Genomic DNA, 24,367 nt, shown 5'->3' with positions numbered 1-24,367 from the left:
GGCAGACCACCCGAGTTCGATGCCGCCCCCACGGGGGCAGTTCCTCCCCAGAGCCGCAGTTCGGAGAACGCGATGAAGTTCAATCCCAGCATGTCCCGGCGTCATTTTCTTGCCGGGTCGGTCAGCATTGGTGCACTCGCCGCCATGCACCCCTTTGCCAGCCTCGCCCAGGCCAATCAGGCCCATCTGCGCATCCTGCAGACCACCGATCTGCATGTCGCGGTCTTCCCCTATGATTACTATGCCGATGCGCCCAACGACACGATGGGCCTGGCCCGCACCGCGGCGATCATCGAGCAGATCCGCGCCGAGGCGGGTAACTCCATGCTGGTCGACAACGGCGACATTATCCAGGGCACGCCCATGGGCGATTACATCGCCTATGAAAAGGGCCTTAAGGGCAATGTGCACCCGATGATCGCGGCCATGAACACGCTGGGTTACGAAGCCGCCACCCTCGGCAACCACGAATTCAACTACGGCCTCGACTATCTCGACGCCGCCCTTTCGGGCGCCAACTTCCCCTTTGTATCAGCCAATCTGGTGCGCGGCACGACGCTGGGCGACGACCCCACAGCCGACGACACCTATATCGCGCCCTACCGCATCATCGAAAAACAGCTGACTGATGGCTCGGGCGCGGGCAAGACCATCCGCGTCGGCATCATCGGCTTCCTGCCGCCTCAGATCATGACCTGGGACTCGAGCCACCTCACCGGCAAGGTCGCCACGCGCGACATCGTGGAAACCGCTAAGGCCTATGTACCGCGCATGCGTGCTGAAGGCGCCGACCTGATCATCGCCCTCTCCCACTCCGGCATCGCCGAAGACAAAGGTCCGGGCTCGGAAAACGCTTCCCTGCAGTTGGCTGGTGTCGAGGGCATCGACGTGGTCCTCACCGGCCACCAGCATCTGGTGTTCCCCGGCCCCGACTTTGCCGAACTGGAAGGCGCCGATGTCGATGCTGGCACCCTCAACGGCAAGCCCGCCGTGATGCCGGGCTTCTGGGGCTCGCATGTGGGCCTGATCGACCTGCTCCTCGAGCAGGACGCCGAGGGCAAATGGTCCGTCGTCTCCCACACCGCCGAAGCTCGCCCGATCTTCGAACGCGTCGATGGCAAGGTCACCCCGCTGGTGGAGGACCAGGCGGAAGTCACAGCCGCCGCCAAGCAAGAGCATGAGGAAACCCTCGATTATATCCGCCGCCCTGTGGGCGAAACCTCAGCCCCCCTCCACTCCTATTTCGCCCTCGTGGCCGATGATCCATCCGTGCAGATCGTCTCCCAGGCTCAGACCTGGTACATCGCCCAGATGATGAAGGGTACTGAATGGGAGGGTCTGCCGATCCTGTCCGCCGCAGCCCCCTTCAAGTCCGGCGGTCGCGGCGGCCCCGATTATTACACCGATGTGCCGGTGGGCCCCGTCGCCATCAAGAACGTCGCCGACCTTTATCTCTACCCCAACACCATCCAGGCCCTCGTCATCACCGGGGCCGACGTCAAGAACTGGCTCGAGCGCTCCGCCGGCATCTTCAACCAGGTGGAAAAGGGCGCCTCCGACGCCGAACTCATCAACCTCGATTTTCCCGCCTACAACTTCGACGTCATCGATGGCGTGACCTACAAGATCGACATCACCCAGCCCTCGCGCTTTTCCGCCGACGGCAAGCAGGAGCTCAATCCCGACGCCAACCGCATCGTTGATCTGCAGTTCAACGGCGCGCCCATCGATCCGGCTGCCCGCTTCGTGGTCGCCTCCAACAATTACCGCGCTGGAGGCGGCGGTACCTTCCCCGGCATTGGCGCCGACAAGATCGTCTTCAAGGGGCCCGACACCAATCGCGACCTCATCGTGCGCTATATCGTCGAAAACGGCACGATTGACCCTAAGGCGGACAGCAACTGGTCGCTCGCCCCGATCGGCGACACCACCGTCCTGTTTGCCACCGGCCCCAAGGCCGCCGAGCACGTCGCCGATGTCACCGCTGTCAAAGTCGAGCCCACCGGCGACAACAACGAAGACGGCTTCGGGCTGTACCGCATCACCCTCTGAACAAAACAAAGCGGGCGCCCCTGAAGGCGCCCGCTGCTGCATCTGGTGGTAACGGGGCTTACTGCCCGTCGGGAACCACATCGACGCTGACTGCTGGAACGTCGACATCGACTGTCCCGCCGCCACCGCCATTATTGTTGAAGAACACGAGGTAACCGATGGCGAGCAGCGCGAGCGCCACGATGATGCCGATCAACAAGCCGCTGCCACCGCCGCGGCTCCCGCGATCGACCACAACGGTTTCACGTTCGCGAATATCCATTTGTAACTCCTGCACTATGTTGTCGCCACAATGCGCGCGGCGCCAACTTGGTTCCGGAAGCTAGCTCTGCCGCTCGTTCGGTGAGGCCAGGGGCGCACGGCCCTTGTAACTCTCATCACGGCTATGCGCCTTACCCTCGACAACGGTGGTGCCGACCACGAAGTCACCCTCACCGGCGTTTTCTTCAGCGGCAACCGGCTCCTGATCCACCAGCGCATCTTCGATCTCGGTTTGCGGCCGGTCTTCGCCCGTGGCGAGTTCCTCGTGCCATTCGCCCTTGGCGTCCTGGTAAAGAATGGCCGCGGTGTCGCCGGCCAGTTGCTGCCGGTCGGCCGCAGCCACGGCCGCATCGAGCGCCAGTTCGTGGGTAGGATAAGCCTCGGAGAACACGTCCCCTACCTTGTAGGCAAACCCGCCATCATGCTCCACAACTTCATACTTCACGTCAGCCATTATCGAACCTCCTGGGTTGGGGTTTGAACACCCCTAGGGCCGGGTTGGTTGCCCGGCTCCAGCAAATGCCGCTTTGCCGAACATTAACTGCCCCCCTTCACGCCACCGCAACGCTCCCGGCGCTAAACCTGGCTTTGTCAGCCGGAGTTCGCCATGACCGCCGCCCCTGCCCTCGCCATTTCCGATCTGTCCAAATCCTTTGATCGTCCTGTGATCCAGCAGCTTGATCTCACCGTGCGGGCCGGCGAGTTCTACGCCCTGCTCGGTCCCAATGGCGCGGGCAAGACCACGATCCTGCGCATGGTGGCGGGACTGCTGCAGCCCGACCGCGGCGCCATTTCCATCTTCGGCATCGATGCGCGGCGAGACCCGGTGGCAGCCAAGCGCATCCTCGCCTGGGTCTCGGACGAGCCCATGGTTTATGACCGCCTCACCCCGCTGGAATATCTCGAATTCGTCGCCGGCCTTTGGCAGATGGACGCCTCCACCGCCCGTCGCAAGGCCCATGACCTGATCGACTGGCTCGGCCTCGCGCCCCACGCCAATCAGCTCTGCGGCAGCTTCTCCAAAGGCATGCTGCAAAAAGTCGCCCTTGCCGGCGCCCTCGTCCACGACCCGCGCCTCATCATCCTCGACGAACCGCTCACCGGACTCGACGCCGGCTCGGCCCGCCAGGTCAAGGACGTGCTGCTGGGCAAGGTGGGCGAAGGCGTCACCGTCATCATGACTACCCACATTCTCGAAGTCGCCGAACGCATGGCCGAGCGCATCGGGGTGATCAGCGGTGGCCGGCTCATTGCCGAAGGCACGCTCGCCGAGCTGCGCAACCGGATCGGCGGAGCCAACCAAAGCCTCGAGGATATTTTCCTCGATCTGGTCGCGCGCAACGAACCGGATACCGCCGCTGCATGACCACGGCGCCCACATCCCTTTTCTGGTTTGCCCGCCACGAGCTCAAGCTCGCCTGGCGCGACTGGCTGGTCATGATGACCGGGGGCCAGACGGGCCGCCGGGTAGCGATTGTACTGTTCGGTATTTTTGCCGCCGTCCTCTTCCACCTCCTTGCTTATGGGCTGGTGCGCCCCTGGGTCGCGGCGGGCATCGTCCCCGACAAGCCAACGCTGGTGTTGCTGACCGGCACCGGCCTGCTGTTCTGGTCCGTCACGCTTTCCCAGGCCCTTGAGTCGATCACCCGCGTTTATTACGCCCGCTCCGATCTCGACCTGATCCTCTCGTCCCCCGCCTCGTCACGCCGCCTCTTTGCCGTTCGCACCGGCGCCGTTGCGATCACCACCGTGGCCCTCTCCGCTTTGCTGGCCAGCCCGCTCATCAACATGCTGGCGCTGCTCGATGGCCCCCGCTGGCTCGCTGCCTACGGCCTTCTTCTCGCCGCGGGCGCGCTGTCCACCGCCATTGCCGTCGCCATCACCATCGCCTTGTTCCGCCTGGTCGGCGCGAAGCGAACCCGGCTGATCGCCCAGATCGTCGCCGCCATTATCGGCGCCGGCTTCATCATTGGCATCCAGGCGGTCGCGATCATTCACTACGGCAGTTTCTCGCGCTTCACCCTGTTCCAGTCTGCCGATCTGGTGAACGCCGCTCCGGCTCTCAACAGCCCCGTTTGGCTTCCCGCCCGCGCAGCCCTGGGGGACTGGGTGGCCTTGACGCTGGCCGCAGCGATCAGCTTTGGTGCCCTCGCTGGCATGATCGCGCTTTCCGCCTCGAGCTTTGGGCGCCACGCCATTGCCGCGGCAGGTCTGGCCCATGTCCGCGCCGGCAGTGAGCCATCCCCGCCGCGTTTTCGCCCGATGACGCAAGCCCAGGCGCTGCGCCGCAAGGAATGGCGCCTTCTCAAGCGCGACCCCTGGCTCTTGTCGCAAACGCTGATGCAGATCCTTTACCTGCTGCCGCCAGCTCTTTTGCTCTGGATCAACTATGGCGACAGCGCCGGCGCCTATGTCGTGGCCGTGCCCGTTCTCGTGATGGCCGCGGGCCAGCTTGCCGGCGGGCTCGCCTGGCTCGCCATCTCGGGTGAGGACGCCCCTGACCTCGTGGCCACCGCGCCCCTCGCAGCGCGCACGGTGCTGATCAGCAAGATCGAGGCGGTGCTCGCCGTCATTGCGATCATCCTCCTGCCACTGCTCGCCTTGCTGGCTCTGTCCTCGCCAGCCATGGCGGCCGTCACGGCGCTTTGCGCGGCCTTGTCCGCCGGCTCCGCCACGGCCATCCAGCTCTGGTTCCGCGTTACCGCCAAGCGCTCCATGTTCCGCCGCCGCCAGGTCGCCTCCCGCGCCGCCACCCTGTCGGAAGCCTTTGCTTCCATCATGTGGGCCGGCACGGGCGCGCTCATGGCGGCGGGCTCGCTCCTCGCAATTGGTCCCGCGCTCGTCGCCGTTTTTGTGCTGGGGCTGGCCAAGCTGCTCAGCCCCAGGCACGGCTAGTTCCTACCAGATCGCGTTATTGGTCGCCGGATCGCCACCCGTCTTGCCATCTGGCCGGTCGAGCCCCGCAATCCGCTGCAGGTCTTCCCCGTCCAATTCGAAATCGAACACGTCGATATTGGCCCGGATGCGCTCCGGATGGGTGGACTTGGGAATGACGATAAAACCTTCCTGGATGTGCCAGCGCAAAATCGCCTGCGCCGGGCTCTTGCCGTGCTTTTCGGCAATCTCGGCGATTGTGGGGTTCTTGAGCGCCGCCCCGCTGCCGAGCGGGCTATAGCTCTCGATCGCAATGCGGTTCTTCACATGGAAATCCAGCACGTCGCGCTGCTGGTACTCGGGATGCACCTCGATCTGGTTGACCGCCGGGGTCACGCCAGTCTCCCCGATGATTCGCTCCAGATGCTCGGGCAGGAAGTTGGAAACCCCGATGCTCTTGATCAGGCCTTCTTTTTGCAGCTGCACAAAGGCCTTCCAGGCTTCGGGATACTTGTCCTGCCCCGGCACCGGCCAGTGGATTAAAAACAGATCGAGATAATCGAGCCCGAGCTTTTCGAGGGACCCATGGAAGCTCTTGATCGCTTGATCATAAGCTTGGTCCCGGGTGCGCAGCTTGGAAGTGACAAACAGCTCCTCGCGCGCAATGCCGCTGTCCTTGATGGCGCGTCCCACGCCTTCTTCATTATTATAGCCCTGGGCCGTATCGATAGAGCGATACCCCGCCTGCAAGGCTTCGCTGACCGCTGCCTGCACTTCATTATTGGGCACTTGCCAGACCCCGAAGCCAAGCTGGGGAATGGAATTGCCATCATTGAGGGAAATATTGGGGACGCCGGCCATGCGAAAGCTCCTTGCGCAGGTTCAAACTCCCTGCCCAACGGCTCTCCGCTCCAAGAGTTCAGCGCCTGGGGATGATCTATCACCCAGGAGGCACCAGCTAGCGCTTAGCCTGCGTCGGCACGAGCTTGAGTTGCGGCCGGCGGGACGCATGGAACAGCGTGATTTCGGCTTCGGCTTGCTCGTCGCTTTCGCCCCCAACCAGGCGATACCCGAACCGCTCGGCCAGGGGGCGCAGTTGCTCGACGCACTCAGCCCGCACCCGCCGCTCGATCACCGGCTCGCCAAGAGCCATCAACACAACCGCCGCACCGATCTCTACACCCAGGTCGAACTCATCGTCCCGGCCCGGAAACCGTACCCGCACTCCATCTAGCACCTCGATCTGGCGCATCCACGAACTCCTACTAACACTCGATCATCACTCTGACGTGGTGAAAGCCATGTTAACAAAACCGTGCCCGCCCGGCACTTCACAATTGGGAACCAAGCCTGAATCCGCCCGTTCCCTTGGCCTCGACACAGCGGCGGAACAGCAATGACAGACGCCCAAGATACCCTGCAGGTCGTTGACGAGTTTTCGACCATTCGTAAGCAGGACGTGGTCACCGGCAAGGTCCGGGTTAGCACCAAGACTGAGCTCGTGGAGGACGTGGTTTCGGCCATGCTCGACCGCCAGGATGTTGAAGTGACCCGCGTCCCGCGTGGGATCGAGATCACCGAGGCCCCCCCAATCCGCACCGAAGGGGATACTACCATCATCCCCGTGGTTGAGGAGGTTCTCGTGGTCGAAAAGCGCCTGGTGCTCAAGGAGGAGCTTCATCTGCGCCGTTCTGTATCGCGTGAGCACGTCGAATTACCGATCACCCTGCGCAAGCAGCACGCGGTGGTTGAAAGAAGTGAAACGGACCAACCCAACATCGAAGAGGAACAATAAATGAGCCAGTTTTCCGCAACCGGCGCCGAGCGCACGCTTTCGGCATTTTTTGACTCCCGCAGCGAAGCTGATCGCGCTGTCGAGCGGCTGATTGACGCGGGCATCTCGCGCGACAATGTTCGCCTTATGCCTGGCTACGAGAATGACGAACCTGTGCAGAATCGCGAAGAAACCCACCGCGGCTTCTTTGCCTCGCTGGCTGATTTCTTCATGCCCGACGAGGACCGCTACACCTATGCCGAGGGCCTGAGCCGCGGCGGTTATCTGGTGACCGTCAGCGATCTGGATTCAACGAACCACGATACCGCTCTCGACATCCTGGATGACGAAGGGGCCATTGATCTCGACGAGCGCGAGGAAAGCTGGCGCACGGAAGGCTGGACCGGTTACACCACCGATTATTCCGGCACTGCCCGCCGCGCCGCCGACTCCACCAACAGCTCCGGCGGCACTCTGGGTGCAGGCACCACCAGCGGCAGCACGCTGGGCGCGAGCGGCGTAGGCGCCACCACCACCTCGGACATTGCCGGCTCGACTGGCAGCGCGGGCTACGCCTCGACCAGCCAGGGCCAGACAACCTCCACCTCGGGTGCTGGATATACCGATCGCACCACCTCCGAGATCGGCACTGATGAAGTGATCCCGGTGGTTGAGGAAGAACTGCGCGTTGGCAAGCGCGACGTCAATCTGGGTCGGGTCCGCGTCCGCTCCTATGTTCGCGAGGAACCCGTCAGCGCCAATGTGAACCTCTATGAGGAGCGCGTGACCATCGAGCGTCGCCCCGTGGATCGTGCTTTGGGCGCCGGCGACGCCGCCTTCCAGGATCGCACCATCGAGGCCGAGGAGCACGCCGAAGAAGCTGTGGTCGACAAGCAGGCTCGCGTTACCGAGGAAATCTCCCTGCGCAAGGAGGGAGCCAGCCGCGAGGAAACCATCAGCGACACCGTGCGCAAGACCGAAGTGGAAGTCGAGGACGACCGCAATACCGGCCTTGGCGACCGCAAGACCAGCATCTAGCCCAAGGCTTGATGCCATACCGGCCCCGCTCTTTGGAGCGGGGCTTTTTCATGCCTGCGCTCTCCGGGCCGCTCCGCCACCGGCGGCAGCCCGGTCGTCGGTTAGCCCTGCGCGCGCGCCAGTGGATAACCTTCGGCGTAATACAGATCACGAATATCGCTGCCTTCGAAGCGCTGCTCGTCGACTTCGAGCAACGAGCCACGCAGCAATTCCGCTGGCATCTCTTCGATGGCGTAGCGGAGCGCCTCGGCGGCCGAAGTGAAGCGCTGGTAACGCACCTGGCGAGATTTGTAGAAGCTCTTGCTAGGGTAAAGTTCGGCCGCGGCATTGTAGTTGAAACTGGACATGGGCACCTGCCTGGGGATCAAGATGGACGGGCAGCACGGGCTCAAAAGCGGGGCGCTGCGGGGAGTCGCAAGTCTCGGGGATCGCCAAGCAACCGGCAGGACCGGGAGGATCAGGTAGCCAATTGGCCGAAAACATACCGCTCATATATGCTCTTCCGCCGGGCTAATTACAAGGCGGCGCCCTTGGCCGCGCCTTTGCCTTAGCTCTGCAGCCCTTGCCCAGCGCCCCTCCTGCTCCGACAGCAGATGTGCTAGAATTTGGCGGCGCTCCAGGCACCATCACCACCAGGGAGGCTTGCTCATGGCTGGAACCAACACCGACTCAAAGCCTCGCGTCGAGACGCGCCAGAAAACTGCCCGCCCGCCCTTGCACAAGGTCATCCTCGTCAATGACGATTTCACGCCGCGCGAATTCGTCGTGCGGCTACTCAAGGCCGAATTCCGCGTGCCCGAGGCTCAGGCCCTTGGCATCATGCTGACGGCCCACACCAAGGGGTCGTGCGTGGTTGCCGTGTTCACCAAGGAGATCGCCGAGGAAAAGGCCAACCGGGCCACCGAAACGGCGCGCAGCAAGGGCTACCCGCTGCTGTTCACCACCGAGCCGGAGGAATAAACATGTGCCGCAACATCAAGCCGCTGTTCAATTTCGAGCCGCCCGCGAGCGGCAACGAGATCCACGACGCCGCGCTCCAGTTCGTGCGCAAGGTTTCGGGCTTTACGGCACCATCAAAGGCTAACGAGGCCGCCTTCCATGAGGCCGTCGAAGCCATCGAGCGCAATCTGCGCCACCTGCTGCAGGCGCTCGAAACCGCCGCCCCGCCCAAGGATCGGGAGATCGAAGCCGCCAAGGCGCGCGCTCGCAATCGCGAGCGCTACGGCAGCGCTTCAGCCAACTAGAAGCTTAAGCCGGCCGGCACCGGCGGGGCTTGGTTGAGCACGACGATTTTGATCCGCTCATTGGCTGCCTGATAGGGGTCGTTGGGAAAGAACGGATCGGCACTCGCCCTGCCGCTCACAGCGCTCACCCGGTCATCGGAGAGCCCGAACTCGCCCAACAGCCCCCGCACCACATTGGCCCGATCGCTCGAAAGCTCCCAGGAGCCATAGCGCGGATTGACATATGTGCCACCCGCCGCCGTGTGGCCTGAGATCGTGATCTGGCTGGAAAGCTTCTGCAAAATCGGCCCTAGCGCAGCAATCGCCTGGCGCGCCGGCTCGGTGGGGTATTTCGATCCTTCGGGGAACATGGGCGTCCCTTCCTGGTCGATGATCTGGATGTCGAGGCCGTCCTCGGTCGCTTCCACCAGCAGATTATCGGCGATCTCCGTGATATCGGGCAGCGCCTGCCAGGCCTGGCGGATGCTGGCCGCAGCGCTGTGAAAGGCCTGGACTGTGTTCAAGTCCTTGGGCGCAACGCCAGTGGTAGTTTCGGTTGCGCCGGTCTCGCCCTTGATCCCCTCGGTTCCCGCTTCCTGGCTGCCCGCGCGCGTGCTTGCGGGAGAAGTAGCCGCCTCCTGCTGGTCCTTGAGCGAAGTGCCGGCCATCTTGGCGCCAGCGGCGTCAAGCGCCGTGCCCCCCAGTAAGCCCCCCGCCCCGCTCGTCGTCGGCGCAATGCTCGGCGGGGCGAAATAATCCGCCAGGCCTTCCTTCTGCTCCGGCGTCGTCATGCTGATCAGCCAGAGCAGCAGGAAGAACGCCATCATGGCCGTCACGAAATCGGCATAGGCGATCTTCCAGGCCCCGCCATGATGGGCGTGGGCCGCCTTCTTGACCTTCTTGATGATGATGGGCTGATTATACTGGGCCATGGCGTTCTACTCTTATGCCGCGGCCAGGTTTGCCGTTGCCGCATCGACCTCTTCAAAACTCGGGCGGTCTTCCGACAGCAGCGCCTTGCGCGCAAATTCGATCGCCATCACCGGCACCTGCCCCGAGATATGGGCAAGCAGGCCGACCTTGAGCGACAGGAAGTATTTCGATTCCGCCTGGTAGATATTGTTGAGCGACTGGGCGAAGGGCGCAAAGAACCCATAGGCGACGAACACGCCAAAGAATGTCCCGACCAGTGCGCCGCCGATCATGTGGCCCAAAACTTCGGGCGGCTCGCTGATCGCGCCCATCGTGTGGATCACGCCCAGCACCGCCGCCACGATCCCGAGCGCCGGCGTACCATCAGCCAGCGCCTGCATCGCGCCCACGATCCGATATTGCTCCTGGTGGTGGGTCTCCAGCTCCTCATCCATCAGGGCTTCCATCTCATGGACATTGTTGGACCCGAGCGTCACCATGCGCAGATAGTCACACACGAACTCCACCGCATGGTGGTTGTTGGCAAAGGTCGGGAAACGCTTGAACAGCTCCGATTCATGCGGGTTTTCGATATGCGGCTCGAGCGCGAGGATCCCCTTGGCCTGCACCAGCTTGAACAGCGTGAACTGCATGCCCAGCAGCTCGACATAAGCGGCCTTGTTGTATTTTGGGCCTTTGAACAGCGTCGCAAACGCCCCCAGCGTGCCCTTGATCACCGGCCCGGTATTGCCGATCACGAAGGCCCCGATCGCGGCCCCCAGGATGATGATGAATTCAAACGGCTGCCACAACACCGCAAAATGCCCGCCCACGCCGGCATAGCCGCCCATGACGCAGCCGACCACGATCAGAATACCGACAAGAAGGCGCATGCAGCATACACTCGCTTTGAAGGCCGCCCTCGCGCCGCGACCTTTGCCGCTGCTGCCGGATCTGCCCACTTGAACTCACGGGCGCCGCGATCCTGGCTCCCCAGCCGCACTATTGGCCAAGTCCACTTAACATGCCGTGTATTTGCCGCATTTGCGCAACACCGCAGCCAAACCCCAGCGGCAGCGCGGTTTTTACCCCGCCCGGGCAAGGCGCCCCGCGTCAGTTCCCCGCGTTATGCAGAGCTGCCACCCCCTTCCCTTTCCCCACCATCTCGGCTAGACAGCCCACCTAACCACCATGTCTGGAATCTGACCCCGCGCGCGCAGCGCTGCCGCCGCGCGAGTTTGCCACGACAGGTGCTGTCCGGGCGATTCCCTCCTTCTCGCCGGGCTCTCGGAGCGTTGCCGGAAAAGTGGTTCTCACTTTTGCTCGGCAGCGCGCCACTACGACGTGAACAGTTGAGCGAGCACCATGCCAAAACGTACCGATATCAAATCGATCCTCATCATCGGTGCCGGCCCGATCATCATCGGCCAGGCCTGCGAGTTCGACTATTCAGGCACCCAGGCCTGCAAGGCGCTCAAGGAAGAGGGCTACCGGATCATCCTGGTCAATTCCAATCCGGCCACGATCATGACCGACCCGGATCTGGCTGACGCGACCTATATGGAGCCGATCACCCCCGAAGTGGTCGCCAAGATCATCGAGAAGGAACGCCCCGATGCGCTCCTGCCCACCATGGGCGGCCAGACCGCCCTCAATTGCGCGCTTTCGCTGCGCAAGATGGGCGTGCTCGAAAAGTTCGGCGTCGAGATGATCGGCGCCACCGCTGAAGCCATCGACAAGGCCGAGGACCGCGAACTCTTCCGCGACGCCATGAAGAAGATCGGACTCGAAACCCCACGCTCCATGCTGGCGCACAACACCATCGAAGCGCTCCAGGCGCTTGAAGTGATTGGCCTGCCCGCCATCATCCGCCCGTCCTTTACCCTGGGCGGCACCGGCGGCGGCATCGCCTATAACCGCGAAGAATATCTCGCCATCGTCGAGTCCGGCGTCGACGCCTCGCCCACCAACGAAGTGCTGGTCGAAGAATCGGTGCTCGGCTGGAAAGAATACGAGATGGAAGTTGTCCGCGACAAAAAGGACAACTGCATCATCATCTGCTCGATCGAGAACATCGATCCCATGGGCGTGCATACCGGCGACTCTATCACCGTCGCCCCCGCCCTGACCCTGACCGACAAGGAATACCAGATCATGCGCGACGCCTCGCTGGCGGTGCTGCGCGAGATCGGTGTGGAAACCGGCGGCTCCAACGTCCAGTTCGGCATCAACCCGGCTGACGGCCGCATGGTTGTCATCGAGATGAACCCGCGCGTGTCGCGCTCCTCCGCCCTCGCCTCCAAGGCGACCGGCTTCCCCATCGCCAAGGTCGCGGCGCGCCTCGCCGTCGGCTACACGCTCGATGAGCTCGACAACGACATCACCGGCGGCGCGACCCCGGCGTCCTTTGAGCCCACCATCGACTATGTCGTCACCAAGATCCCGCGCTTTGCCTTTGAGAAATTCCCCGGCGCTGACAATCGCCTGACCACGTCGATGAAGTCGGTCGGCGAAGCCATGGCTATCGGCCGCACCTTCCAGGAATCGCTGCAAAAGGCGCTGCGCTCGCTCGAAACCGGCCTGACCGGCCTCAACGAGATCGGCATTCCCGGTCTTGGCGAAGGCGAAGACAAAAACGCCATCAAGGCGGCTCTCGGCACGCCAACGCCCAACCGGCTCCTCCATGTCGCCGAAGCCATGCGGCTGGGCACCAGCCTTGAGGACATTCACGCCGCCTGCAAGATCGACCCTTGGTTCCTCGAGCAGATGCAGGGGATCGTGGATACCGAAGCCAAGGTCAAGCAATTCGGCCTGCCCAAGGACGCCGCGACCCTGCGCTCGCTCAAGGCCATGGGCTTTTCCGATGCGCGGCTCGCTCAACTCGCCGGGGTGAAAACCACGGATGTGCGCAAGCTGCGCCAGTCACTTGCCGTGCGCCCGGTCTACAAGCGCATCGACACTTCGGCCGCCGAGTTCGCCTCCCCGACCGCCTATATGTACTCGACCTATGAGGCGCCTTTTGCCGGCGAGCCCGCCGACGAAGCCCGTCCCACCGACCGCAAGAAGGTCGTCATCCTTGGCGGCGGTCCCAACCGCATCGGCCAAGGCATAGAGTTCGATTATTGCTGCTGCCATGCCGCCTTCGCGCTCGGTGAGGCCGGCTACGAGACCATCATGGTCAACTGCAATCCCGAAACTGTCTCGACCGACTACGACACCTCCGACCGCCTCTATTTCGAGCCGCTGACCGAAGAAGACGTCATCGAGATCCTGCTCACCGAAAAGCAGAACGGCACGCTCCATGGCGTGATCGTGCAGTTCGGCGGCCAGACCCCGCTCAACCTCGCTGAAGCCGTGCTCAAGGCTGGCGTGCCCATTCTCGGCACTCAGCCCGACGCCATCGATCTGGCCGAAGACCGTGACCTCTTCTCCAAGCTCCTCAACAAGCTCGAATTGACTCAACCCAAGAACGGCATCGCCTATAGCCTTGAACAGGCTCGCCTTGTTGCCGAGCGCCTGGGCTACCCGCTGGTGATCCGCCCTTCCTATGTGCTGGGCGGCCGCGCCATGGCGATCGTCCATTCCGCCAGCGAATTCGAGCGCTATGTGCAGGATACCCTGACCGGTCTTGTGCCGCCCGATATCCTGCAGCGCTACCCCAATGACCGCACCGGCCAGATCAACTCGGTGCTGTCCGACAACCCGCTGCTGTTTGATGCCTACCTGTCCGGCGCCACCGAAATCGACGTCGACGCGCTTTGCGATGGCAAGGACGTCTTCGTTGCCGGCATCATGGAGCACATCGAGGAAGCGGGCATCCACTCGGGCGACTCCGCCTGCTCGCTGCCGCCGCAAAATCTCTCCCCCGAGATCATGGACGAGCTCAAGCGGCAGACCCGCGAACTCGCCTTTGCCCTCAAGGTGGGCGGCCTGATGAACGTGCAATATGCCCTCAAGGACGGTGTCATCTACCTCCTCGAAGTCAATCCGCGCGCTTCGCGCACCGTGCCCTTCGTGGCCAAGGTGATTGGCCAGCCCATTGCCAAGATCGCCTCGCGCATCATGGCCGGTGAAAGCCTGGCGAGCTTCAATCTCCAGGAAAAGACCTTCAAGCACATCGCCGTCAAGGAAGCCGTGTTCCCCTTCAGCCGCTTCCCGGGCGTCGATACGGTGCTCGGGCCCGAGATGAAGTCGACCGGCGAAGTGATTGGCCTCGACTACGATTTCGCCATGGCTTTCGCCAAGTCGCAGATGGGTGCGGGCTCCAAGGTCCCCACCAGCGGTGCCGCCTTCATCTCGGTGCGCGATGACGACAAGGAGTTGATCATCGACACCGCCCGCCATCTCGAGCAGGCTGGTTTCACCATCCTCGCCACCGGCGGCACCCAGCGTTATCTGGTGGAAAACGGCATTGCCGCCACCAAGATCAACAAGGTGCTCGAAGGGCGCCCGCATATTGTGGATCTGATGAAGAATGGCGGCGTGCAGCTGGTGATCAACACCACCGATGGCATGAAGTCGATCTCCGACAGCCGCGACATCCGCCGCACCGCGCTTTATGCCAAGATCCCCTATTACACCACGATCGATGGGGCGATGGCGGCCGTGCAGGGTATCCTCGCTTATCGCGACGGCAACCTTCAGGTCCGCCCGCTGCAGGACTACTTCGCCCACTAGATCGGCTGGGAGCCAAAGTTTCGCCATCTGGCGAAGCTTTCCTGCCCATCCAACCAAAGCTCAAGGGAGGCGGTCTTGGCCCGTCAAAGCCGGCAAACCCGCCTCCCCGCTCCCTTCCTCAAGCGCTTGTGGCGACTCCCCGATTGGGGTACCCGCTCCGGCTATCCCTTCAACCTCCCCTGGTTGCAGGATCCCGACTGGAGCCTTGAGTTCACCACTCCCATCACCATCATCGTGGGCGAAAACGGCACCGGCAAATCCACCCTCGTGGAAGCCATCGCGGCCCTCAGCGGCTATGATGAAGCGGGCGGCGGCAAGGGCTATATGCCGGTCGACCATTCCAGCGCCCTCGACCGCAGCGGCGCCCTCCTCACCGACGTGCTGCGCGCCTCCTGGCTCCCCAAGGTGACCAATGGCTGGTTCTTTCGCGCCGAGTCGTTTTATTCCGTCGCCCGCTATCTCGATGCCGCAGCCATGGACGCCGGTGGCGCAGCCCCGGACTACCTGTCGCAAAGCCATGGCGAGGGCTTTGTTGATTTCTTTGAAAGCCGCATGACCCGCCAGGGCATCTATTTCCTCGACGAACCTGAAAGCGCCCTCTCGCCCCAGCGCCAGCGCGAACTGCTGCGCCTGCTCCATCGCCTGGGCCAGAACGCCACCGCCCAGATCATCATGGCCACCCACTCGCCCCTGCTGATGGCGCTCCCCGGCGCCACCCTCCTCGAAATCACCCGCGACGGCCTTGCCCCGGTGCGGCTCGCCGATACCCGCCACTTCCGGCTTTACCGTGATTTCACCGCCGACCCCAAGGGTTGGATCGCCGAAGTGCTCGAAGACCTCTAGCCTGGCGCCCGCTTGCACTCGGCGCCGCTTTTGCTATCCTTGGCTCACCATGATGATGATCCTGTCCAACAAGTTCGCCGTGTTCCTGCGCGCCTGATCGGCGCCTCCTGAGGCACACACTGGCGGCCCAGCCGCCTCCAGGCCGCCGTGCGGCCACGCGAACTCATGGACATCTCAATGCCTGAAACTTCGGACGGGCTCACGCCAGCGCAGATCAACGCTTTCATCACCGACGGCTTCGTACGCCTCGACCATGCCTTTCCTGCCGAACTCGCCGCCGAAGGTCGTGCCATCCTCTGGGCCGCCACCGGCTGCAATCCCGATGACCCCGCTACCTGGACTCAACCGGTAATCCGGCTCGGCGAATTCTCCCAGCCGCCCTTCCGCGAAGCCGTCAACACGCCAACACTGAGGGCCGCCTATAACCAGCTCGTCGGCCCCGGTCGCTGGTTGCCACGGGGCGGCCTCGGCACCTTCCCGGTCCGCTTCCCCATTCCCCAGGATGCGGGCGACACCGGCTGGCACATCGATGCGAGCTTTGGCGACGACAACCCGGACTTCCTCGAATGGCGCGCCAACATCAACTCGCGCGGCCGTGCGCTCTTGATGTTGTTCCTGTTCTCCGATGTCGGGGCGGACGATGCCCCCACCCGCATTCGCCCCGGCTCGCATCTCGAAGTCGCCCGTTATCTGGCTCCGGCTGGGGAAGACGGACGCAGCTTGCGCGACATGCTGACGGACCGGCCTGACTGGTTTGACACCGGTCGCGAGGCCCTCGCCACGGGTCCCGCGGGCACGGTTTATCTGTGCCACCCGTTCCTCGTCCACGCCGCCCAGATCCACCGCGGCAAAACGGTCAAGTTCATGGCCCAGCCGCCACTCCTGCCCGCCGAACCCCTTCAGCTCGAGCGGGCAGACGACAACTACTCCCCGGTGGAAAGGGCCATCCGCGTGGCCCTGGGGTGAAATTCAAAGGGGCGGCGGCTCGTGCTCCCGCCCCTACGTCTCAGCCCCCGAAAAACTCGCGCACGGCCGCCAGCGCATCGCCCACCGCCGCATCATCGATATCCAGATGCGTCACCCAGCGTTGCTGCCCATATTGCCCGCCGATGGCAATGCCGCGCTCCCCCAGGAACTGCGTCATCGCCTTTTCGAGCTCGGCATCAGCCTTCACGAAGACGATATTGGTGTCCGGCATCGGCACGCTCAGCCCCGCAAAGCCCGCGAGCCCCTCTGCCAGCCGCCGGGCCCGACGGTGATCCTCGGCCAGCCGCTCCACGTTGTGCTCCAGCGCATAAAGCCCCGCCGCCGCCAGAATGCCCGCCTGCCGCATCCCGCCACCGAGCATCTTGCGATTGCGCCGCGCTTTTTCGATCAGCGTGCCGGTTCCCACCAGCACTGACCCAACCGGCGTGCCCAACCCTTTGGATAGGCAAATCGACACCGTATCGAACGGTGCGGCAAACTCCGAGATCTCGATCCCCAGCGCCACGCAGGCATTGAACGCTCGCGCGCCGTCAAGATGCAACCCGAGCTCACGCTCGCGCGCCAGCTCGACCACCTCATTCATATAATCGAGCGGCAGCACCCGGCCCCCAAAGGTGTTTTCGAGCGCAATCACCCGGGTGCGGGCAAAATGCATGTCGTCAGCCTTGATGGCTGCCGAGATGTCATGGAGCGCCATCGTCCCATCAGGCTGGTGGGCAATGGGCTGGGGCTGGATCGAGCCCAGCACGGCTGCCCCGCCCGCTTCGAACATGTAGCAATGCGCGTTTTGCCCGGCAATGAACTCGTCGCCGCGCCCGCAATGGCTCATCAGCGCCAGGAGGTTAGACATTGTCCCCGACGGCACGAACAGCGCCGCTTCCTTGCCCAGCAGCGCTGCCATCCGCTGCTCGAGGTGCTGCACGGTCGGGTCATCGCCATAAACATCGTCACCCACCTCCGCCGCCGCCATCGCCGCCCTCATACCGGGGGAAGGACGGGTCACGGTGTCGGAGCGGAAATCATAACGCAGCGTATTCATGCTTCATCCTCAAGCTGGGCCGGATCGGGCTTTTGCGCCACCACCAGCATACCGGCAATTGGCGCGCCGCGGTCTTGGCGCAGAGTCGCGGTCTCAAACTGACACACATGCAGGCCCGCATCGGCAAGGGCCACCCGCGTTGCCGCAACCCCATGCGCATAGCGGAGCGACGGGCGCAAGAACATCGGCTCTTCGCCCTCATGCGCCTCGAGCGAAAAGGCCAGCAGCCCACCCGGCTTGAGTGCTCCCACCATCGCGTTGAGCACCGGGGGCAGCGCGCCGCAATAAATCAGCACATCGGCCGCGGTGATCAGATCGGCCTCGATTGGCCGGCGCTGGAGGAACCGGACGAGTTCGTCCTTTTCCAGTCGATCATAGATGTTCTTGCGCCGGGCTGTCGCGACCATGGCAGCGGAAAGATCGACCCCGTCGAGCCGCTCGACCTTGCCTCGCAGCCGCTCGCCCATCAGGCCCGTGCCACAGCCAAGGTCCAGCGCCAGGGTCCAGCGCCCGATCCCCTGCCGCGCCATCTCCTGCTCGATCATTGCATCGAGCAGTTCGGGCACCTGGTAGCCAAGCTTGCCCACCAGCGACGCCTCGAACCGCGGCGCATATTGATCAAACAGCGCTTCCACATAGCTCACTGCGGTTCCTGCGGCTGCGACCGCGGCACCATGGGCTGAAAGCTTGAGGGCGGTGCCGAACACCCCCTCGTCGTCCAGCGCTTCGAGGTGCCGCCAGGCCGAAATGGCCCCGCTCACATCGCCCGCCTTCTCGCAGTAGGTGCCCAGCAGGTCCCAGCCCCCGGCCCAATCGGGCGCCAGTTCCAGGGTTTGCGCCATCACCTCTGCAGCTGCGTGGTGATCGCCTTCTTCGGATAGGAGTCGTGCGAAACCGGCACGTCGGTCGGCGATCATGTCGCCCGAACTCTGGAACGCCTTGGTCAAGCGTATACGATCTCTGAATGGAGGTGATGGAGGGCGGATGTGACGGATTTCTTGACGAAAAGCAAGAACACGCTTTGCGCAAAAGGGTTACATTGGGATGCATTTGAGCTAACATCTTTTCATCGCCTGCAGCTTTTTGCTGCTGTCGAGCATTGGGTCCCTTACGGAGCCGTCTTCAGTTCCCGCCTTGGCAGCGCGCAAGTCTATGCCAAGCACTAGAGCCATGTTGCTCTTGACCTAGCCAAAACGAATGTTTGGCCGGGTGCTTCGGCACGATCATTCGCTGTATTGAACCCCCCATTGTTTAGAGCTAAGCTCCCCTCATCGAATAAAGCGGCCGACTGATCTGATCATGCGAATACCATTCGCTCCTGCTGACGTCATTATCCGACAATTCGATTCAACCAAGTCTTGGTCGCTGTGACCAAGGCCGCCTACAGCAGCGACTGCACGAGGGAACGCGCATCATGGCAACTGGCACCGTAAAGTGGTTCAACGGTCAAAAGGGCTACGGCTTCATCCAGCCCGACGAAGGCGGGACCGATGTCTTCGTCCATATTTCGGCGGTTCAGCGCTCCGGCCTGAACGGTCTGGATGAGGGCCAGAAGATTACCTACGAGATCGTCAAGGACAAACGCACCGGCAAATCCGCCGCCGACAATCTCGTCGCCTCCTGACCTCAATAATCCCCCAACCGATAGGAAGCGCATCCCACCGGATGCGCTTTTTTGTTGAGGCCTGCGCTGAGACCTAAATTCAACAGCCGCCATCCCTGGGCGCTGGGCTTTTTGCCGACGGGCGCAAGCCCGGGCTTATCCGCACCTTCCCCGAGCGGCGCGCGCGAATGCTAGCCGGCAGCGCGACGCCCAAGTGCAAACAGCCCAATAATGACGGAAGAACATCGTGTTGCGAAAAGACGGCGCATTGGCAAACCTCCTCTTGACACTAGGGCGGAGCTTGAACGCACGTGTGGACACCCCATGTTCTTGAACGTCACCCGCTTGACCGCAACGCGTCTGGCGGGCAATTTGAACCATCTTCCCCGAAAACTAGTCGTGAAGCGGATGCCGAACGGGTTGCGGCTGGAAGACACCTGCATTTGCCCTGGAGGCGATACGAATGGACAAGATCCCGATGACGGTGGCTGGTCACAAGGCCCTCACCGTTGAATATGAGCACCGCACTGCCAATGAGCGCCGTCGCATCATCGACGCCATCTCCGAAGCGCGCGCCCATGGCGATCTCTCCGAAAACGCCGAATATTCGGCTGCCAAGGAACAGCAGAGCCTGAACGAAGGGCGCATCCAGGAACTTGAATCGATCCTGGCGCTGGCCGACATCATCGATGTCTCCAAGCTCTCGGGCTCCACCGTCAAGTTTGGTGCCACCGTCACCTATGTCGACGAGGACACCGAAGAGGAAAAGACCTATCAGATCGTGGGCGATCCAGAGGCCGATGCCTCGGGTGGCCGCATCTCCATTTCCTCGCCCATTGCCAAGGCGATGATCGGCAAATCGGTCGGCGATTCGTTTGAAGTAGCCGCCCCGGGTGGTTCGCGTTCCTACGAAATCCTGAAAATCCGCTACAGCTAAGCCTGTTTAGCGAGCAAAGGCTGGTGCAGGCTGTGCTTTTTCGGTGCACAGCCCCAGCTGAATTGCCCCCGGCGTGCCGGTGGCCTTGAAACCGCCCGCACTTCGGCCTTTAACTGAGGCCAAGGGAGGCCTCGTACTCTGGGGAGAGCGTTGCGATGCACGCCAAAGTCATCATCATCGGTTCGGGTCCGGCCGGCTACACCGCTGCGATCTACGCGGCGCGCGCCATGCTGGAGCCCGTGATGATCCAGGGCATCCAGCCCGGTGGCCAGCTCACCATCACCACTGATGTTGAAAACTATCCCGGCTTTGCCGACGTCATCCAAGGCCCCTGGCTCATGGACCAGATGCGCGCGCAGGCCGAACATGTCGGCACCCGCATCGTCAACGACGTGATCACCTCGGTCGATTTCGACCGCCGCCCCTTTGTGCTCCACAGCGACAGCGGCACCACCTACACCGCCGACAGCATCATCATCTGCACCGGTGCCCAGGCCAAGTGGCTGGGCTTGCCCTCCGAGCAGAAGTTCCAGGGCTTTGGCGTTTCCGCCTGCGCCACCTGCGATGGCTTTTTCTATCGCAACAAGGAAGTGGTCGTAGTCGGGGGTGGCAACACCGCAGTCGAGGAAGCGCTCTTCCTCACCAACTTCGCCTCCAAGGTCATTCTCGTGCATCGCCGCAGCGAGTTCCGGGCCGAGCGGATCCTGCAGGATCGCCTGTTCAAGAACCCCAAGATCGAAGTGCGCTGGAACACCGAGATCGACGAAGTCCATGGCAGCGCCATGCCCCCTTCGGTCAACGCAGTGACCCTGCGCGACCTCAAGACCGGCCGCACCTATTCCCAGCCGATCGACGGCGTATTCGTCGCCATCGGTCACTCGCCCGCAACCTCGATCTTTGCCGGCAAGCTCGACATGAAGCCGGGCGGCTATCTGCAGGTCCAGCCCGGCACGACCCAGACCAACATCCCCGGCGTGTTTGCCGCCGGCGATGTCACCGACGACGTTTATCGCCAGGCCATCACTGCAGCGGGGATGGGCTGCATGGCCGCGCTCGATGCCGAACGGTTCCTGGCCGAACACGAACTCGCCGAAGCGGCGGAGTAGACCACCCACTAAGAAGAAAGCACTGTGTAATGCTCGACTGGGACAAGCTCCGGATTTTTCATACCGCCGCAGAGTCGGGCAGTTTCACCCACGCCGCCGAAAAACTGGGAATGAGCCAATCGGCCGTCAGCCGCCAGATTTCGGCGCTCGAAGACGACCTTGGGCTTAAACTCTTTATCCGCCATGCCCGCGGCCTCGTGCTGACCGAGGTCGGCGAGCAGCTGTTCCGCACCGCCCACCGCATGCACTGGGAACTGCAGCAGGTGGAAACCCAGATGTCCGAGTCCCAGGACGAGCCCACCGGCCCGCTGATCGTCACCACCACGGTCGGGATCGGCTCCACCTGGCTGTCCTCGCGCATCAACGAGTTCATCCGCCTTTATCCGCTGATCCAGCTCGAAATCCGCCTCAACGACGCCGAGCTCGATCTAGCCATGCGCGAAGCCGACGTCGCCATTCGCCTGCATCGTCCCAACCAGTCCGAGATGATCCAGCGCAAGCTGTTCACCGTGCATAACCACTTCTATGCCACGCCCGAATACCTGAGCGAATTCGGCTCTCCCAACAGCCCCGAGCAACTCGACGATCATCGCATCATCAGCTTTGGCGAGCCGGTGCCTTCCTACCTGCCCGAGCTCAATTTCCTCGAGCGCATGGGCCGCAGCGATTCCAGCCCGCGCCGTGCGGTGCTCAAGGTCAATTCGATTTACGGCATGCTCCAGGCCTGCCAGGCCAGCATCGGCATCGCCATGCTGCCCGACTATGTCACCGAGCAGGAAGACGGCGGCCTCGTCCAGGTTCTGCCCGAAATCGAGCTGCCGGCCTATGAAGCATACTTTGTTTACCCTCCCGCGCTGAAGAATTCCAAGCGCGTTGGCGTCTTCCGCGACTTCATCGTCGGCAAGGCGCGCGAGTGGAGCTTTTAGCGGGCGAACGCGTTCGTTGTCGGATGCGCCTTCCAAATACCCATCGCTGGGCGGACCTGCCCCGCCAGCGACACCGTCGGGGCCCCTACCCAGCTAACGCCCTGTCAGTCCCAAATATTCACGCGGAATGACGCTGCGCGCCCAGCGCAAGAATCGCGAATCTTTCTGCAGCACGCCGGGCACTCCCGGCTCCAAAACCCACAATTGTGATCGTATATCGCCTGCATGTGGCGCATGGCTGGCATGACCCATCGCGCATTGCTGGCGGGGCGGGTCTCCCTCATATTGAACCTGTCGCTGAGGCGCGCTCCGAATCCTCCTCCCTCGGACCCCGCATCGCGACGCCGGATTTGGATCGATTCTCCTCCCTCGATCCCGGTCCATCGGTGAAGCGCTTTCCTCCTCCCTTGCGCTTCGCCATCACTATCGATTTGGCTTCGGCCCTATCATCAGCCCCATCTTCGGATGGGGCTTTTTTTTCGCCTGTTCCGGCGGGTTGCAACGCCGAGCAATGCGCCTGCTTATTTAGTGGACACATTGTCGCTGTGCCTAACGCATAGCTCCTATTCGCTCTTCCGCGTTGCACTAACTGATCGGGCTATCTATATACGTCCTTGTCGCTGCGACGCCGTCCGTTTCCTCCTCCCTCGGACCTGCGTTGCCCGACACCGGGTTCAAGCCGTATCCTCCTCCCTCGGCTTGGGTCCACCCGGTCCGGCGCATCTCCTCCTCCCTTGCGCGGGACCATTACTAGCGATTTGGCTTCGGCCCTATCCATGGCCCCATCTTCGGATGGGGCCCTTTTTTTTCCCCGCCCGCTTCGTCGATCGCTAGGGCGCCAGCACTGGCCGGCACCCCCATACCTCGTTGGGTCTAGCGTACTGCGGCGCAGAACTGCTGCACGCGCGCCACCGCTTCGCGCAGTTGCGCATCCGCCGCCGCATAGCTCAGCCGGAAATGCCCGGGCAGCCCGAACGCGGCCCCATGCACCAGCGCCACCCCCGTTTCGGCCAGGAGCGCCAAGACGAAGTCCTCGTCCGTTTCGAGCTTGGTGCCGCCGCCGCTGGTGCGCCCCAGCAATTCAGCGCAGGAGGGGAAGACGTAAAACGCGCCCTCGGGCACCAGGCACTCGACCCCCGCGGCGGCGTTCAGGCCCTCGACCACAAGGTCGCGCCGCGCCTGGAACGCCGCCCGCCAGTCCTTGAGGAACTCCTGCGGCCCGTTCAGCGCCGCCACCGCCGCCCATTGCGAAATCGAGCAGGCATTGGTGGTGGATTGGCTTTGCAGCTTGGTCATCGCCGCCAGCAGCGGCTTGGGCCCGGTGCAATAGCCGATGCGCCAGCCCGTCATCGCATGCGATTTGCTGACGCCATTCATGGTCAGCGTGCGCTCGCGTAGCGCGGGCTCCACCTGGGCAATTGTCGCGAACTGGCGCCCGTCATAAACCAGCGGCTCATAGATGTCGTCGGTCAGGATCATCACCTGGGGATGGCGCAGCAGCACCTGCGCGAGCGCCCGCAATTCTTCGGCCGAATAGGCTGCGCCCGTTGGGTTGGACGGCGTATTGAGGATCAACCATTTCGTGCGGGGCGAAATCGCCTGTTCCAGCACTTCGGGCTTGAGCTTGAAGCCGGTCGAGGCATCGGCCCGCGCCAGCACGGGCTCGGCGCCGCAAAGCCGGGTGATTTCGGGATAGCTCACCCAGAACGGCACCGGCACCACCACTTCGTCGCCGGGGTTCAGCGTCGCCATCAGGGCATTGAAAATGATCTGCTTGCCGCCCGAGCCCACAAAGCACTCATCGGCCCGAACATCGAGCCCGTTGTCGCGCCGGAATTTTGCCGCCACTGCTTCCTTGAGCTCGGCGATCCCATCCACATTGGTGTAGCGCGTCTTGCCCTCATTGATGGCGCGGATCCCGGCTTCGCGCACGTGCAGCGGGGTGTCGAAATCGGGCTCCCCCGCCGAAAGGGCAATCACGTCCTTGCCCGCGGCCACCATGTCGCGCGCTTTTTGCGTGATGGCCACCGTGGCCGAAGGCGCCACCCGGTCCAATGCATCCGACAACAGTTTCATCGATCATCTCCACATCTGTGGGATGTGATACTGGCCCGT

At 63.0% G+C, this 24,367-nt stretch carries 24 protein-coding genes; 14 read left to right on the top strand and 10 right to left on the bottom strand.

Annotated features, from left to right (window positions below; translation table 11 throughout):
* The first annotated feature begins 72 nt into the window (after positions 1-72).
* Positions 73-2,052, top strand: a complete 1,980-nt coding sequence (locus AC3YMN_RS03320) for a bifunctional 2',3'-cyclic-nucleotide 2'-phosphodiesterase/3'-nucleotidase (protein WP_489888919.1) — start codon at positions 73-75, stop codon at positions 2,050-2,052.
* Positions 2,053-2,110: 58 nt separating this feature from the next.
* Here AC3YMN_RS03320 and AC3YMN_RS03315 read toward each other — a convergent pair whose 3' ends face one another.
* Together AC3YMN_RS03315 and AC3YMN_RS03310 are read right to left on the bottom strand one after the other, a co-directional pair.
* Entirely contained in the window at positions 2,111-2,314 is a 204-nt protein-coding gene (locus tag AC3YMN_RS03315) for a hypothetical protein (protein ID WP_127753666.1), read from the bottom strand.
* A 60-nt stretch (positions 2,315-2,374) separates the two neighbouring features.
* The gene (locus AC3YMN_RS03310; RefSeq protein ID WP_489888918.1) at positions 2,375-2,767 is read right to left on the bottom strand and encodes a hypothetical protein; all 393 of its coding nucleotides are present in this window, start codon (positions 2,765-2,767) and stop codon (positions 2,375-2,377) included.
* A gap of 153 nt (positions 2,768-2,920) precedes the next feature.
* On the opposite strand from AC3YMN_RS03310, the gene AC3YMN_RS03305 reads away from it, so the two are divergent.
* Both AC3YMN_RS03305 and AC3YMN_RS03300 read left to right on the top strand, forming a co-directional pair.
* Positions 2,921-3,679 carry an ABC transporter ATP-binding protein gene (locus AC3YMN_RS03305; RefSeq protein ID WP_489888917.1) on the top strand — a complete coding sequence of 253 codons (759 nt, stop codon included), beginning with the start codon at positions 2,921-2,923 and terminating at the stop codon, positions 3,677-3,679.
* The gene (locus AC3YMN_RS03300; RefSeq protein WP_489888916.1) at positions 3,676-5,208 is read left to right on the top strand and encodes a permease; all 1,533 of its coding nucleotides are present in this window, start codon (positions 3,676-3,678) and stop codon (positions 5,206-5,208) included. The genes AC3YMN_RS03305 and AC3YMN_RS03300 overlap by 4 nt, the downstream gene beginning before the upstream one ends.
* A gap of 3 nt (positions 5,209-5,211) precedes the next feature.
* On the opposite strand, the gene AC3YMN_RS03295 is transcribed toward AC3YMN_RS03300, so the two are convergent.
* On the bottom strand, positions 5,212-6,048 hold the full coding sequence (locus AC3YMN_RS03295; protein ID WP_489888915.1) for an aldo/keto reductase: 837 nt from the start codon (positions 6,046-6,048) through the stop codon (positions 5,212-5,214).
* Positions 6,049-6,145: 97 nt separating this feature from the next.
* A complete protein-coding gene (locus tag AC3YMN_RS03290) occupies positions 6,146-6,439 on the bottom strand; it encodes a hypothetical protein (protein ID WP_172123741.1) in 294 nt (97 codons plus the stop codon).
* Between the two features lie 144 nt (positions 6,440-6,583).
* Here AC3YMN_RS03290 and AC3YMN_RS03285 point away from each other — a divergent pair, with 144 nt between their 5' ends.
* Entirely contained in the window at positions 6,584-6,982 is a 399-nt protein-coding gene (locus tag AC3YMN_RS03285; RefSeq protein WP_172123742.1) for a DUF2382 domain-containing protein, read from the top strand.
* Positions 6,983-7,999, top strand: a complete 1,017-nt coding sequence (locus AC3YMN_RS03280; RefSeq protein ID WP_489888914.1) for a YsnF/AvaK domain-containing protein — start codon at positions 6,983-6,985, stop codon at positions 7,997-7,999.
* Between the two features lie 101 nt (positions 8,000-8,100).
* Here the strand turns inward: AC3YMN_RS03280 and AC3YMN_RS03275 are convergent, their stop codons facing one another.
* Positions 8,101-8,346, bottom strand: a complete 246-nt coding sequence (locus AC3YMN_RS03275) for a hypothetical protein (protein ID WP_127753673.1) — start codon at positions 8,344-8,346, stop codon at positions 8,101-8,103.
* Between the two features lie 301 nt (positions 8,347-8,647).
* On the opposite strand from AC3YMN_RS03275, the gene clpS reads away from it, so the two are divergent.
* Both clpS and AC3YMN_RS03265 read left to right on the top strand, forming a co-directional pair.
* On the top strand, positions 8,648-8,959 hold the full coding sequence (gene clpS, locus AC3YMN_RS03270; RefSeq protein ID WP_127753674.1) for an ATP-dependent Clp protease adapter ClpS: 312 nt from the start codon (positions 8,648-8,650) through the stop codon (positions 8,957-8,959).
* A 2-nt stretch (positions 8,960-8,961) separates the two neighbouring features.
* A complete protein-coding gene (locus AC3YMN_RS03265) occupies positions 8,962-9,243 on the top strand; it encodes a DUF2277 domain-containing protein (RefSeq protein ID WP_489888913.1) in 282 nt (93 codons plus the stop codon).
* Here AC3YMN_RS03265 and AC3YMN_RS03260 read toward each other — a convergent pair.
* Entirely contained in the window at positions 9,240-10,154 is a 915-nt protein-coding gene (locus AC3YMN_RS03260; RefSeq protein ID WP_127753676.1) for a flagellar motor protein MotB, read from the bottom strand. The genes AC3YMN_RS03265 and AC3YMN_RS03260 overlap by 4 nt on opposite strands.
* A 12-nt stretch (positions 10,155-10,166) precedes the next feature.
* The gene (motA, locus tag AC3YMN_RS03255; RefSeq protein WP_127753677.1) at positions 10,167-11,027 is read right to left on the bottom strand and encodes a flagellar motor stator protein MotA; all 861 of its coding nucleotides are present in this window, start codon (positions 11,025-11,027) and stop codon (positions 10,167-10,169) included.
* A 472-nt stretch (positions 11,028-11,499) separates the two neighbouring features.
* On the opposite strand from motA, the gene carB reads away from it, so the two are divergent.
* The 3 genes from carB to AC3YMN_RS03240 all read left to right on the top strand — a co-directional run bounded on the left by carB (position 11,500) and on the right by AC3YMN_RS03240 (position 16,620).
* On the top strand, positions 11,500-14,811 hold the full coding sequence (gene carB, locus AC3YMN_RS03250) for a carbamoyl-phosphate synthase large subunit (RefSeq protein ID WP_172123746.1): 3,312 nt from the start codon (positions 11,500-11,502) through the stop codon (positions 14,809-14,811).
* Between the two features lie 75 nt (positions 14,812-14,886).
* Entirely contained in the window at positions 14,887-15,654 is a 768-nt protein-coding gene (locus tag AC3YMN_RS03245; RefSeq protein WP_489888912.1) for an AAA family ATPase, read from the top strand.
* Between the two features lie 177 nt (positions 15,655-15,831).
* Positions 15,832-16,620: a phytanoyl-CoA dioxygenase family protein gene (locus AC3YMN_RS03240; RefSeq protein WP_489888911.1), complete on the top strand. Its 789-nt coding sequence runs from the start codon at positions 15,832-15,834 to the stop codon at positions 16,618-16,620.
* Positions 16,621-16,660: 40 nt separating this feature from the next.
* Here the strand turns inward: AC3YMN_RS03240 and ltaE are convergent, their stop codons facing one another.
* Complete coding sequence (gene ltaE / locus AC3YMN_RS03235) at positions 16,661-17,680, bottom strand: low-specificity L-threonine aldolase (protein ID WP_489888910.1); 1,020 nt, start codon at positions 17,678-17,680, stop codon at positions 16,661-16,663.
* Complete coding sequence (locus tag AC3YMN_RS03230) at positions 17,677-18,627, bottom strand: class I SAM-dependent DNA methyltransferase (RefSeq protein ID WP_489888909.1); 951 nt, start codon at positions 18,625-18,627, stop codon at positions 17,677-17,679. Before AC3YMN_RS03230 ends, ltaE begins: the two co-directional genes overlap by 4 nt.
* A 467-nt stretch (positions 18,628-19,094) precedes the next feature.
* On the opposite strand from AC3YMN_RS03230, the gene AC3YMN_RS03225 reads away from it, so the two are divergent.
* The 4 genes from AC3YMN_RS03225 to AC3YMN_RS03210 all read left to right on the top strand — a co-directional run bounded on the left by AC3YMN_RS03225 (position 19,095) and on the right by AC3YMN_RS03210 (position 22,252).
* On the top strand, positions 19,095-19,304 hold the full coding sequence (locus tag AC3YMN_RS03225) for a cold-shock protein (RefSeq protein ID WP_127753682.1): 210 nt from the start codon (positions 19,095-19,097) through the stop codon (positions 19,302-19,304).
* A gap of 442 nt (positions 19,305-19,746) precedes the next feature.
* A complete protein-coding gene (greA, locus tag AC3YMN_RS03220; RefSeq protein WP_127753683.1) occupies positions 19,747-20,220 on the top strand; it encodes a transcription elongation factor GreA in 474 nt (157 codons plus the stop codon).
* 155 nt (positions 20,221-20,375) lie between these two features.
* Entirely contained in the window at positions 20,376-21,326 is a 951-nt protein-coding gene (gene trxB, locus AC3YMN_RS03215) for a thioredoxin-disulfide reductase (RefSeq protein ID WP_489888908.1), read from the top strand.
* Positions 21,327-21,355: 29 nt separating this feature from the next.
* Positions 21,356-22,252: a LysR family transcriptional regulator gene (locus AC3YMN_RS03210; protein WP_127753685.1), complete on the top strand. Its 897-nt coding sequence runs from the start codon at positions 21,356-21,358 to the stop codon at positions 22,250-22,252.
* A gap of 873 nt (positions 22,253-23,125) precedes the next feature.
* Here the strand turns inward: AC3YMN_RS03210 and AC3YMN_RS03205 are convergent.
* A complete protein-coding gene (locus AC3YMN_RS03205) occupies positions 23,126-24,328 on the bottom strand; it encodes a pyridoxal phosphate-dependent aminotransferase (RefSeq protein WP_127753686.1) in 1,203 nt (400 codons plus the stop codon).
* Between the last annotated feature and the right edge of the window lie 39 nt (positions 24,329-24,367).

This window comes from Devosia sp. Z11_6 (genome assembly GCF_058133665.1).
This window is presented reverse-complemented; position numbering and strand designations above follow the sequence as displayed.